Source organism: Aureimonas endophytica (assembly GCF_014642635.1).
GTDB classification, from domain to species: Bacteria; Pseudomonadota; Alphaproteobacteria; order Rhizobiales; family Rhizobiaceae; genus Plantimonas; species Plantimonas endophytica.
Map to the genome: position 1 here is coordinate 277,942 of NZ_BMIQ01000004.1, position 12,171 is coordinate 290,112.

Below are 12,171 nucleotides of genomic sequence, written 5' to 3' on the forward strand. Positions count from 1 at the left end.
GAATTCTCAGGAGAGGCCGCTTGAAGTTTTCGTGGTGCAACACCATTTCGCCAGTGAACCCCTGATCCGGGCCCCTCTGGCGGAAGGTGTCGGCCCTTCCGTGATGTCGGATCGCGTGACGAGCGCGTGCCGACATCGGAGACCCGACGTGATCGCGGCCTTCCCTCTCCTCTCCGTTGCCGGCTCCTCGGCTCGTGTCCTGCCTTCGCGCCGTCTGGCGGGCGCTGGCTGGTCTGTCCTTGCCGCCAGCGCGCGACCTCGCGCCTTCGCCATCGCCTCCTTCTGAGGGGCTGCCGTCGCCCGAGGGATCGGTTCCTCGGGCGACGGCAGCCCCTTGCCGGCCGGTGCCGGTGTGGGGACCTTGATGGAATTGCGGATCGGGACGATCCGGCGCGAAGGAGGGAGTCTTGGAACAACCCGTATCGACGGCGGCGGCGGAGACCGCGCTGACGGGCATCTCGCCCGATGTGGTGCCGCTCTGGGTCTGGCTCGCCACGATCGGCGGCATCGCCGCGCTCTTCGTCTTCGACTTCCTCACCCATGTGAGGAAGCCGCACGAGCCGAGCTTCAAGGAATCGGCGCTCTGGTCCACGTTCTACATGACGCTGGCGATGCTCTTCGGCGTCGGCGTCTTGCATTTCTGGGATCGCGACCACGGCGTCGAATATTTCGCCGGCTTCATCACCGAGAAGTCGCTCTCGGTCGACAATCTCTTCGTCTTCGTCATCATCATGAAGAGCTTCATGGTGCCGCGCGCCTATCAGCAGAAGGCGCTGCTCATCGGCATCGTCATCGCGCTGGTCATGCGTGGCATCTTCATCGCGCTCGGCGCGGCGGCGATCGAGCGCTTCTCCTGGGTGTTCTATCTCTTCGGCCTCTTCCTGCTCTGGACCGCCTGGAAGCTGATCGTCGAGAGCCTGAAGCACGGCAAGTCGACCGACGAGGCCTATGAGCCGAACGGTCTGGTGAAATGGTTCCAGCGCCATCTGCCGACCACCGACGACTTCCGGGGCAATGCGCTGACCATCATCGAGAACGGCAAGCGCTTCTTCACGCCGATGTTCATCGTCATCCTGGCGCTCGGCATGACGGACCTGCTCTTCGCGCTGGATTCGATCCCCGCGATCTACGGCCTCACCGACGCCCCCTATATCGTCTTCACCGCCAATGCCTTCGCGCTGCTCGGCCTGTTGCAGCTCTACTTCCTGATCGGCGGCCTGCTCGACCGGCTCGTCTATCTCGGCATCGGCCTGTCGCTGATCCTCGCCTTCATCGGCGTGAAGCTCATCGTCCATGCGGTGGAGGCCAACACGCTGCCCTTCCTCAATGGCGGCCAGCCGATCGCGGTGCCCTCCTGGATGCATATCGAGATCGACCAGTCGCTGATGGTGATCGTCGGCATCCTCGTGATCACGACGGTGGCGAGCCTCCTGAAGAGCCGCTCGGACGCCCGCAAGGCGGCCTGATCCGGCCATCGGAAGACATGGAAAGGGCGGGGCGCTCCGGTGCCCCGCCCTTTTTCGTCACTTGCGGCCAAGGATGCCGGCCGCGAGCGCCTTCTGGATGCCGACGAGATTGGCGCCGCGCGCGATCTCGCGCTTGAACGGCTGCGGCTGGCCGGACACGAAGATCGTCAGCTCGCCATCCGTGTCGAAGCTGCCGGCCGTTTCCACCGTGAACATGGTGATCGAGCGATAGGGGATCGAATGGAAGGCGCGCTTCTTGCCCGTCATTCCCTGCTTGTCGACGAAGATCAGCCGGCGGTCGGTGAAGACCACCAGATCGCGCAGGATGGCGAAGGCGACCTCGACGCTCTCGTCCGGCACCAGTGCCGGTTCGAGATCCCGGCGGACGCCTTCGGCGTCCACATCGCTGGCAAGGCCGAGAAGCCCGGACAGAAGACCCATGATGCTCGCTCTCCGATCGATCGTGTTCGGCGAGATGTCGGGCCGGTGGAGGGGCGGGCCAAGGGGCGGACATGAAAAAGGCGGGACCTCGCGGCCCCGCCTCCGACTGAATGCCGCTGTTGCGCGCCTCAGGCGGCGCTGCGGGCCTTCTCGAAGCGCTTGCGCTCATGCGGGTCGAGGTAGAGCTTGCGCAGGCGGATCGACTTCGGCGTCACCTCGACCAGCTCGTCGTCCTGGATCCAGGACAGGGCGCGGTCGAGCGTCATGCGGATCGGCGTCGTCAGCTTCACCGCCTCGTCCTTGCCGGCGGCGCGGATATTGGTGAGCTGCTTGCCCTTCAGGACGTTCACTTCGAGGTCGTTGTCGCGGCTGTGGATGCCGATGATCATGCCCTCATAGACCTTCACGCCCGGATCGATGACCATCGGGCCGCGATCCTCCAGGTTGAAGAGCGCATAGGCCACGGCCTCGCCGGCGGCGTTGGAGATGAGGACGCCGTTGATGCGGCCGGCCAGCGCGCCCTTGTAAGGCTGGTAGGAATGGAACAGGCGGTTCATCACGGCGGTGCCGCGCGTGTCCGTCAGGAGCTCCGACTGGTAGCCGATGAGGCCGCGCGTCGGGGCGAGGAAGACGAGACGCTGGCGGCCGCCGCCCGAGGGACGCAGCTCCTTCATCTCAGCCTTGCGCTCGCTCATCTTCTGCACGACGACGCCCGAATGCTCCTCGTCGACGTCGATCACGACCTCTTCGATCGGCTCCAGCGTCTCGCCGGTGGCTTCGTCCTTCTGCATCACGACGCGCGGACGCGAGACGCCGATCTCGAAGCCTTCGCGGCGCATGGTCTCGATGAGGACGGCGAGCTGCAATTCGCCGCGGCCGGAGACGTAGAACGAGTCCTTGTCCTCCGACTCCTCGATCTTCAGCGCGACATTGCCCTCGGCCTCCTTCAGGAGACGGTCGCGGATGACGCGGCTCGTGACCTTGTCGCCCTCGGTGCCGGCGAGCGGCGAATCGTTGACGAGGAAGCTCATCGTGACGGTCGGCGGATCGATCGGCTGCGCGGCGAGCGCCTCGGTGACGGCGGGATCGCAGAACGTGTCGGCGACCGTGCCCTTCGACAGGCCGGCGATGGCGACGATGTCGCCCGCTTCCGCGTAGTCGACCGGCTGGCGCTCCAGGCCCCGGAAGGCGAGGATCTTGGAGATGCGGCCGGATTCGAGCTGCGAGCCGTCCTGCGCCAGCACCTTCACCGACTGGTTCGGCTTCAGCGAGCCGGACTGGATGCGGCCGGTGATGAGACGGCCGAGGAAGGGATTGGCCTCGAGGATGGTGCCGATCATCTTGAAGGGCTCGTCCTTGCCGGCGGTGTCCGGCTCCGGAACATGCTTCAGGATGAGGTCGAAGAGCGGGGCGAGACCCTGGTCCTGCGGGCCTTCCGGCGCTTCCGCCATCCAGCCGCCGCGACCCGAGCCGTAGAGCACCGGGAAGTCGAGCTGCTCCTCGTTGGCGTCGAGCGCGACGAAGAGGTCGAAGATCTCGTCCAGCACTTCCTCGTGGCGCTCGTCCGGGCGGTCGATCTTGTTGATCGCGACGATCGGCTTCAGGCCGACCTTCAGCGCCTTGCCGAGCACGAACTTGGTCTGCGGCATCGGGCCTTCGGACGCGTCGACGAGGATCACCGCGCCGTCCACCATGTTCAGGATGCGCTCGACCTCGCCGCCGAAATCGGCGTGGCCGGGAGTGTCGACGATGTTGATGCGCGTGTCCTTCCAGACGACCGAGGTCGCCTTGGCGAGGATGGTGATGCCGCGCTCCTTCTCGAGATCGTTGGAGTCCATCGCGCGTTCTTCGGTGCGCTGGTTCTCCCGGAAGGAGCCGGACTGCGCGAGCAGCTTGTCGACAAGGGTCGTCTTGCCATGGTCGACGTGCGCGATGATCGCGATGTTGCGAAGCTTCATGAAGAATCCACCGGTCGGAGAGAGTATCCGGCGGATCGCATGGGCCTTCAGACCGCATTCCGCCGCGAATTCGGGCCGTCCCTACACGAATTTTCGCAATCGCGAAAGTCTCGCGCACCCGCTTTGCGATGCGCGAGGGGCAGGGCACCCATGCGGGGGCGCCGGTGCCTCCGTCCTACTGCGCCGCCTCGACGAAGGGCTCCGGCCCGTCCTCGACCTCTTCCGGCTCGTCGAGAAGCGGCACGGCGAGGCTAGCCGGCACGGTCGCGCCGATCTCCAGCGCCTCGACGCCGCGCAGCTTGCGGTCGATGGCGCGCTTTCTCACCTCCACCCGGTCGATCTGGTCGCTCGCCTCCTGGAGCTTCTTCTTCACCTTCTCCAGGACGGGCCCGAACTTGCCGAACTCGGCCTTCACCCCGCCCAGCACCTGCCAGACCTCGCCGGAACGCTTCTGGATCGCGAGCGTCTTGAAGCCCATCTGCAGCGAGGAAAGGATGGCGGTCAGCGTCGTCGGGCCGGCGACGGTGATGCGATAGTCGCGCTGGAGCGCGTCGCAGAGACCCGGCCGGCGAATGATCTCGGCATAGAGCCCTTCCGTCGGCAGGAAGAGAATGGCGAAATCGGTCGTCACCGGCGGATTGACGTATTTCTCGGAGATCTCGCGGGCCGAGGCCCGCACCCGCGCCTCCAGCGCCCGCGCCGCCGCCTCCACCGCCCCGGCATCGCCGCCGTCGGACGCCGCCTGGAGCCGCTCGTAATCCTCAATCGGGAACTTGGCGTCGAGCGGCAGGAGCACTTCCCGCCCTTCCTCGTGGCCGGGCAGGCGGATCGCATATTCGACCCGCTCCGATCCCTTGCCGCCGGTCGCGGCGTTGAGAACGAACTGGCCGGGCGCCAGCATCTGTTCGAGCAGCGCGCCGAGCTGCACCTCGCCCCAGGTGCCGCGCGACTTCACATTGGTGAGGACGCGCTTCAGGTCGCCGACGCCGGTCGCCAGCGCCTGCATCTCGCCGAGCCCCTTGTGCACCGCTTCCAGCCGCTCCGAGACGAGCTTGAAGCTTTCGCCGAGCCGCTGTTCCAGGGTGCCCTGCAGCTTCTCGTCGACGGTGCGGCGCATCTCCTCCAGCTTGGCTTGGTTCTCCTGGCGCAGCGTCGCAAGCTGCGTCTCGACGCCGGCCCGCAGCGCCTCGCCCGCCTGGCGGTTCGCCTCGTCGATCGCCGCGAGGCGCGTGCCGAAATCCTCCTGGCTTTCCTTCAGGCGATGGGCGGAATCGGCGGCGCTCTGGCGCAGCTGCCCGGCAAAGGCCTCGAACTGCGCCTGCTGCGACAGCGTCAATTCGCCGAGCCGGCGCGACAGGCTATCCGCCAGCCGGTCGATGTTATGCGCCACTTCCTCGCGCAGCGCCCGGCCCTGGTCGGTGCTTTCCTGGCGCGTCGCCCGCGCTTCCTCGCGCTGCGCCCGCTCGCCGCGCAGATAGGCCTCGCCGAGGGCGACGAGCCCGCTGCGCAGCGCGTCCTGGCCGGCGAGAAGCGCGTCCCCGTCTGGCACCGCCTCGAACAGGCGGGCAAGGCGCCGGTGGACGAGCACCGTCATGACGAGAGCGGCGAGCCCGACCAGGAGCGCCACCGCCGACAGGATGGGAAGAATGACCTGCATGGCGCCCGCTCCGTTCGCATCCAGCCGGGGAATGATCGGCGAACAGACGTAAACGAAACGGGAACGAAGGTCCAGCCGGCGGCGAGTGCTGGATCGCCGCCGGTGGAGGATCGCGTCAGGCCGCGAGGCCGCGCTTGCGGATCATCGCCTCCGGGCTCGGCATGCGGCCCCGGAAGGCCTTATAGAGCTCGGCCGGGTCCTTCGTGCCGCCCGCCGCATAGACATTGGCGAGGAGGAGCGCCGCCGTCGCCGCGTCGAAGGGGTCGCCCGTTTCGGTGAAGGCCTCGAAGGCGTCGGCGTCGAGCACTTCCGACCACATGTAGGAATAGTAGCCGGCCGAATAGCCTTCGCCCGCGAAGATATGGGCGAAATGCGGCGAGCGGTGGCGCATGACGATTTCGGGCGGCAGCTTCAGCTCGGCCAGCACTTCCGCCTCGCGCGCGGCGGGGTCGCCGGGAGCCTCGGCGCTCTCATGCAGCGCGAGGTCGACCAGGGCCGAGGCCGTGTATTCCACCGTGTCGAAGCCGGCGTCGAAGCTGCGCGCCCGCTCCAGCCGGGCGGCGAGATCCACCGGCAGCGGCTCGCCCGTCTCGGCATGGAGCGCATGGCGCTCCAGCACCGAGGGCACGGTCAGCCAGTGCTCGAAGAGCTGCGAGGGCAGTTCCACGAAGTCGCGCGACACGGAGGTGCCGGACAGCGAGGGCCAGGTGACGTCCGACAGAAGCCCGTGCAGGGCGTGGCCGAATTCGTGGAAGAGCGTGCGGGCATCGTCCATCGAGAGAAGCGCGGGCTCGCCCTCCGGCGGCTTGGCGAAGTTCATCACGTTGTAGATGATCGGCGTCTGGCCGCCATCGAGCTTGTGCTGGTCTCGCAGCGAGCTCATCCAGGCGCCGGAGCGCTTGGAGGACCGGGCGAAATAGTCGCCGAGGAACAGGCCGATCTCGCGGCCGTTCCGGTCGCGCACGCGCCAGATGCGCACCTCCGGCCGCCAAGCCTTCGCCTCCGCCAGCCGCTCGAAGGACAGGCCGAACAGCCGGCCGGCGACGTCGAAGGCCGCCTCGATCATCCGGTCGAGCTGGAAATAGGATTTCAGCGCCGCCTCGTCGATCGAAAATTCGGCGCGGCGCCGCTTCTCGGCATAGTAGCGCCAGTCCCAGGGCTCCAGCACCCCGTTGCCGCCGCTGCCGGCGATGAGGCCGGAAAGCGCCGTCGCATCGCTGCCGGCCCGCGTCACCGCCTTGTCCCAGACCTCCCGGAGAAGGGCGCGCACCGCGCCGGGCGTCTTCGCCATCGCGTCGTCGAGCTTGTAGGCGGCATAGGATTCGTAGCCGAGGAGCTTCGCCTTCTCGGCGCGCAGCGCCAGCGTCTCGCGGATGATCTCCCGGTTGTCGGTCGGGCCGGCCGTCTCGCCGCGCGCGATCCAGGCCTTGAAGCCCGTCTCGCGCAGGTCGCGGCGATCGGAGAAGGTGAGGAAGGGCACGATGATCGAGCGCGACAGGGTGAGCGCGTAGCCGGCGATGCCGCGCTCGCGCGCGGCTTCCGCCATCCCGGCCTTCACGAAATCCGGCAGGCCGGCGAGATCGTCCGCGCCGAGCGGCAGGACGTAGGACTTCTCGTCGGCGAGGACGTTCTGCGAGAAGGCGGTGCCGAGTTCGGACAGGCGGGCGTTCAGCGCCGCCAGCCGCTCGCGATCCGCCCCTTCCAGCCGCGCGCCGCCGCGCACGAAGCCGAGATGGCGCCGCTCCAGGAGCCGCCGGTCTTCCGGCGAAAGATCCTCCGAGCCCTGGAACACCGCGTCGATCCGGCGGAACAGCGCCTCGTTCAGGACGATCGCCGAGAAATGCCGCGACATCTTCGGCGCCATCTCGCGCTCGATCGCCTGGATCGTGTCGTCGGTATCGGCGCCGGCCAGCGCGTAGAAGGCGGATGCCGCGTGGTCGAGCGCCGTGCCGGCCCGCTCCATCGCGGCGATCGTGTTGGCGAAGCTTGGCGGGGCGGGATCGGCGGCGATCGCGTCGATCTCCGCGCGGTGCTCCGCCATGGCGGCGTCCAGCGCCGGGCCGAAGCCCGCCCGGTCGAGGCCGTCGAAGGCCGGGATGTCATAGGGGCCGAGAGGCGGAAACCGCATATCCGTCGCCTTTCTTCGTGTCGCGGGGCGGAGGGGCGCTGGCGCCGATCCTATTCGGCGGCTTGCCGCGAAACGGCGAGGGAGCGCAAGGCCTCCGCCGCGATCGTGTAGGAGCGCAGCCGCTTTTGATGATCGTGAATGGCGCCGACGACGATCACCTCGTCGGGCCGGTGGCGGTCGACCAGGGCCTGAAGCTCGCGCCGCACCGTGTCCGGCGCGCCGACGGCCGCGCAGGACAGGGCCTCGTTCGCGCCGGCCAGCGCCATCGGGTCGCAGATCGCCTCCAGATTCGCCACCGGCCGGGGCAAGGGGCCGGGCCGCCCGGTTCGAAGGTTCACGAAGCCTTGCGCCATGGAGGAGCGCAGATAGCGGCCTTCCTCGTCGCTTTCCCCGGCGAAGACGTTCACGGCGAGCAGGAAATAGGGCGCCGCCAGGAAGGCGGAGGGCCGGAAGGTCTCGCGATAGACCTCGATCGCCTGGGACAGCATGGCCGGGGCGAAATGCGAGGCGAAGGCATAGGGCAGGCCGAGATGGGCGGCGAGCTGGGCGCCGTAGAGCGAGGAGCCGAGAATGAAGACCGGCACCTTCGTGCCCGTGCCCGGAAAGGCCTGGACGCGGGTGCCGGCCGGCGCGTCCTCGAAATAATTGATGAGCTCCACCACGTCATGCGGGAAGCTGTCGCCGCCTTCCAGATTGCGGCGCAGCGCCCGCGCCGTCAGCATGTCGGTGCCGGGGGCGCGGCCGAGGCCGAGATCGATGCGGCCGGGAAACAGCGTCGCCAGCGTGCCGAACTGCTCGGCGATGACGAGCGGCGCATGGTTCGGCAGCATGATGCCGCCGGCGCCGACGCGGATCGTCCTGGTCGCCGCCGCGACATGGCCGATCACCAGGGCCGTCGCGGCCGAGGCGATGCCGGTCATGTTGTGATGCTCGGCCAGCCAGAAGCGCTGATAGCCGAGCCCTTCCGCATGCCGGGCGAGATCGGCCGAGTTGGCGAGCGCTTCGGCCGCCGTCGAGCCCTCGCCGACATTGGAAAGATCGAGAACCGAATAGGGAAGCATCGCCGCGCCTTTCAAAGGCCCTTTCAAGGGCCCGTCGGCCCTTGAGGTGGGAGCGATGCCAAGCCTTGTCCAGAGAACGGACCGTCCACCATCCGCGCCCCGGTGCCGGGGCGCGGGCGGGGCAAGGGCGCGTCAGGCCTTCTTCGGCTGGAGATCCGTCGACCAGAGGGCGACATCCGCCGTGTCGCGCAGGGTGACGGTCATCACCTCGCTCGCGGCGTCGATCGCCACATGGCCGAAGAACTGCATGCCGGCGGCCGGCGAAAGGTTCTGCCCCTGTTCGGCCGAGGGCGCCTTGGCGTAGCGCACTTCCGGGCCGAAGGTCATGTCGAGATCGTTCGGGCCGAAGGTGCCGGAATGGAGCGGACCGGAGACGAATTCCCAGAAGGGCTCGAAGTCCTGGAAGGCGGCCTTTTCGGGATTGTAGTAATGGGCGGCCGTGTAATGGACGTCGGCCGTGAGCCAGACCGTGTTGGCGATCTTCTCGTCCTTCATGAACTTCAGGAGCGCGGCGAATTCCAGTTCGCGGCCGAGCGGCTTGCCGTTCTCGCTATTGGCGACGGCCTCGAAGCCCTTTTTGTTCTTGAAGTCGTCCCAGACGACGAGCGACAGCGGCATGTCGGCGGCGATCACCTTCCAGGTGGCCTTCGAGGCCTTCAGTTCGCGCTTCAGCCAGGCGAGCTGCACCGGGCCGAGAAAGGCGCTGACCGGCCCTTCCTCCGCCTCGAGATTGGCGCCGTTCGGGCCGCGATAGGTGCGCATGTCGAGGAAGAACACGTCGAGCAGCGGGCCGTAGGCGACCTTGCGATAGACGCGCTGCGGCTCCTGGAGGCTCGTCGCGATCGGCATCATCTCGTGGAAGGCGCGGGCGGCATTGGCCGAGAGGGCGTGGATCGACTTCTCCTTGTAGGCCTCGCCCAGCACCTTCGAATCCGACCAGTTGTTCGTCACCTCGTGGTCGTCCCACTGGACGAGCATCGGCACGGCCGCGTTGAAGGCGCGCATGTTCGCGTCCATCAGGTTGTAGAGATACTGGCCGCGATATTCTTCCAGCGTCTCGGCGACCTTGGACTTCGCCGGCGTCACGACGTTCTTCCACTTGGTGCCGTCGGGAAGATCGACCTCCTCCTTGATCACGCCGTCGGCATAGATCGTGTCGCCGGAATGGATGAAGAAGTCCGGCCGGTGCTTCAGCATGGTCGAATAGATCTTCATGCCGCCGCGCGCCTCGTCGATTCCCCAGCCCTGGCCGGCGGTGTCGCCGCTCCAGACGAAGGAGACGTCGCGCTTCTCGGTCGGCGCGGTGCGGAAATGACCGGTCAGCGGCTCGGACACGGCATTGACGTCGGAAAGATCGGTAAAGGTGGCGCGCCAGAAGATGTCCTGGTCGGCGGGCAAGCCCTCGGCGAGGATCTTCACGGCGAAATCGGTTTCGGGCAGGGCGTCGAGCGCCGGCAGGCGATGCGCGTCCTTGAAGCTCTCGGTGGTGGACCATTCGATGACGGCGCGCGACGGCCGGTCGGCCCGTGCCCACATCACGCCGCGATCGGCCGCGATGTCGCCGGACTGGACGCCGCTCGGCTGCTGCGGGCGCGAGGCGGCGCGGGAATAGCCGGGCAAAGCGAGCCCGCCGAAACCGAGCGCCAGGGCGCCGGCGGCAGTGCTACCGAGAAAACCGCGGCGCGTGAGGCCGCCCTTGATCACGATCGTCATGGAGATCCGTACCCTTCGGAAATGATGAAGGCGGATTAGAACCGTTCCATGACGCCCCGTTGAACCCGCCGTCACCCTTCGATGACGATGCAAGATCCGGCCGGAGAGCGGATCAGCCGGATGTCGTCAATTCGGCATAAAGGTCTTCGAACTGCCCGATCTCATCGGTGGTCAGCGCCGCGAATTCCTTTTCGATCGCGCGTCGGCTCAGCCGTCCATTGCCCTGTCTCAGAAAGCTCAAGAGGAGATCGATCGTCCGCTCGGGCATATCGACCACCTGCGTCGCCTGACGGTGGAAGCGATCGCGCATTTCCAGAAAGCGCAACTCCCGCGGTAAGTCATCTTCGATCGTGCGGGCCAAGCATTGAAACAGGAATTCGGCATGGGGCGTCGCGTCGAAGAACCTGTAGAAATCCGCCGTGTCGTTACGGACTTCCACATTGCCCCGTTCGGTTGGATGCCAGTCGATCACCGAAAGAAGCGGCTTCGACCACGTCTCCAGAGTCGTCCGATAGGTCAAGAGATCATGCAGGATCGCATTCGAAATGGGAAAGATGAGGCCGTTAGGCGTATAACGGCGATGCGCCAGTACATGGTGGATCAAAAAACGGTGGATGCGACCGTTTCCGTCCTCGAATGGATGGATATAGACGAAGCCAAAGGCCAGCGCCGCAGCCGCCAGGACACCGTCATACTCGGCAAAGTCGCTCCAACCCTCATAGTCGATCAATCCTTGCAGAAGATCGATCAGGTCTTCTGCCTTTGCACTGACATGCTCCGGAAGAGGTTCGTTGAAGGAGCCGCGATCGCCGACGAAGCCTCCTTCTGTTCGCAGGCCGATATGGATGAAACGCGCGTCGCCGATGACTTCCCGCTGCAGTTCGATCAGGTTCTCGATGCTGAGATCGAAGCGTCCCGCTCGTCCGATCGCCGCGCCCCATCGAGCCAAGCGGGCTTTGGATGGTCTCTCCTTCTCGATCTCAAAGGATGCCTTGGAATCCGCGAGCAGCAGATAGGCGGCGGCCCGCGCCAGAATGTCCTGCGGCGCAGCCGAGACGAGTTCTCGCGCCTTCTCGGGCAGGTTCGAGGCAAGGAAAGCGTCCAGTCTCTGCGTCCGGGCCACGAGCGGGCAAAAGCGGGTCGTTCCAGGAAGATTGGCGATGATACGGAAACGCTTCGATCGAATGAGATCCCGCATGTGGTCCGAGTTTCCGGCACCGTATTGCAGTCTTTCATCGAGAACGGGAACATAATTGCCGGTCGCGCTATCGGGAATCGGTAGCTTCTCGTTCAAAAGAAATTCGTAAAGGAAGGCGAGGCGGCGCAGATAGCTGCTGCCAGGTTTTACAGTTAAGGCCTGGGCAAGCAGCGTCTCACCCGTCTTTTGAAAAGCCCGCTTGAGGACGAGGAGATTTACGCCTTCATATTTTAGCGCGAAAATCAGATGGTCGACGATGCCCTCGCCGGGCCAGCGGGGCGAGGGATGAATGATCCATCCGTCCCGCTTCACATGAACCTGCTTGTCCGCGACCGCGTGAGCCTCGTAGGGCTGCGGGACGTTCAGGCCCAACTGCTCGATCAAGCGACCATACCCCGCCACTCGACCTGCTGTTGGCATCGTACGTGTCGAGAGTGAACTCATAGGTGCGATCTGTACCCAGTTCGGAAGCTTCAAAAAGCGTTCAAAGCGGTCTCCGAGCATTTTTCCTTTTACAACGCCATTTTTTCTTGCACGGAAGGGCCGTTC

At 66.2% G+C, this 12,171-nt stretch carries 8 protein-coding genes; 1 reads left to right on the top strand and 7 read right to left on the bottom strand.

Features of this window, described 5'->3' with window-relative positions; translation table 11 throughout:
- Positions 1 to 407 precede the first annotated feature (407 nt).
- Positions 408 to 1,466: a TerC family protein gene (locus IEY14_RS14745; RefSeq protein ID WP_244639488.1), complete on the top strand. Its 1,059-nt coding sequence runs from the start codon at positions 408 to 410 to the stop codon at positions 1,464 to 1,466.
- Positions 1,467 to 1,523: 57 nt separating this feature from the next.
- Here the strand turns inward: IEY14_RS14745 and IEY14_RS14750 are convergent, their stop codons facing one another.
- The 7 genes from IEY14_RS14750 to IEY14_RS14780 all read right to left on the bottom strand — a co-directional run bounded on the left by IEY14_RS14750 (position 1,524) and on the right by IEY14_RS14780 (position 12,006).
- Positions 1,524 to 1,907, bottom strand: coding sequence for a PH domain-containing protein (locus IEY14_RS14750; protein WP_188909739.1), 384 nt, complete (start codon positions 1,905 to 1,907; stop codon positions 1,524 to 1,526).
- A gap of 128 nt (positions 1,908 to 2,035) precedes the next feature.
- The gene (typA, locus tag IEY14_RS14755; protein WP_188909741.1) at positions 2,036 to 3,865 is read right to left on the bottom strand and encodes a translational GTPase TypA; all 1,830 of its coding nucleotides are present in this window, start codon (positions 3,863 to 3,865) and stop codon (positions 2,036 to 2,038) included.
- Between the two features lie 175 nt (positions 3,866 to 4,040).
- Positions 4,041 to 5,522 carry a DNA recombination protein RmuC gene (locus IEY14_RS14760; protein ID WP_210318426.1) on the bottom strand — a complete coding sequence of 494 codons (1,482 nt, stop codon included), beginning with the start codon at positions 5,520 to 5,522 and terminating at the stop codon, positions 4,041 to 4,043.
- A gap of 115 nt (positions 5,523 to 5,637) precedes the next feature.
- Positions 5,638 to 7,650 (bottom strand): M3 family metallopeptidase, encoded by a 2,013-nt coding sequence (locus IEY14_RS14765; RefSeq protein WP_188909743.1) that lies wholly within the window; start codon positions 7,648 to 7,650, stop codon positions 5,638 to 5,640.
- 50 nt (positions 7,651 to 7,700) lie between these two features.
- Positions 7,701 to 8,711, bottom strand: a complete 1,011-nt coding sequence (locus IEY14_RS14770; RefSeq protein WP_188909745.1) for an LLM class flavin-dependent oxidoreductase — start codon at positions 8,709 to 8,711, stop codon at positions 7,701 to 7,703.
- 132 nt (positions 8,712 to 8,843) lie between these two features.
- Positions 8,844 to 10,424, bottom strand: coding sequence for an alkaline phosphatase D family protein (locus IEY14_RS14775; protein WP_188909747.1), 1,581 nt, complete (start codon positions 10,422 to 10,424; stop codon positions 8,844 to 8,846).
- A gap of 112 nt (positions 10,425 to 10,536) precedes the next feature.
- Positions 10,537 to 12,006, bottom strand: a complete 1,470-nt coding sequence (locus tag IEY14_RS14780) for a Fic family protein (protein WP_188909749.1) — start codon at positions 12,004 to 12,006, stop codon at positions 10,537 to 10,539.
- Positions 12,007 to 12,171 lie beyond the last annotated feature (165 nt).

Coding starts and splice junctions, on each gene's coding strand:
- IEY14_RS14770 (WP_188909745.1), bottom strand. CDS start 8,711: ATGCTTCCCTATTCGGTTCTCGATCTTTCCAATGTCGGCGAGGGCTCG.
- typA (WP_188909741.1), bottom strand. CDS start 3,865: ATGAAGCTTCGCAACATCGCGATCATCGCGCACGTCGACCATGGCAAG.
- IEY14_RS14765 (WP_188909743.1), bottom strand. CDS start 7,650: ATGCGGTTTCCGCCTCTCGGCCCCTATGACATCCCGGCCTTCGACGGC.
- IEY14_RS14775 (WP_188909747.1), bottom strand. CDS start 10,424: ATGACGATCGTGATCAAGGGCGGCCTCACGCGCCGCGGTTTTCTCGGT.
- IEY14_RS14760 (WP_210318426.1), bottom strand. CDS start 5,522: ATGCAGGTCATTCTTCCCATCCTGTCGGCGGTGGCGCTCCTGGTCGGG.
- IEY14_RS14750 (WP_188909739.1), bottom strand. CDS start 1,907: ATGGGTCTTCTGTCCGGGCTTCTCGGCCTTGCCAGCGATGTGGACGCC.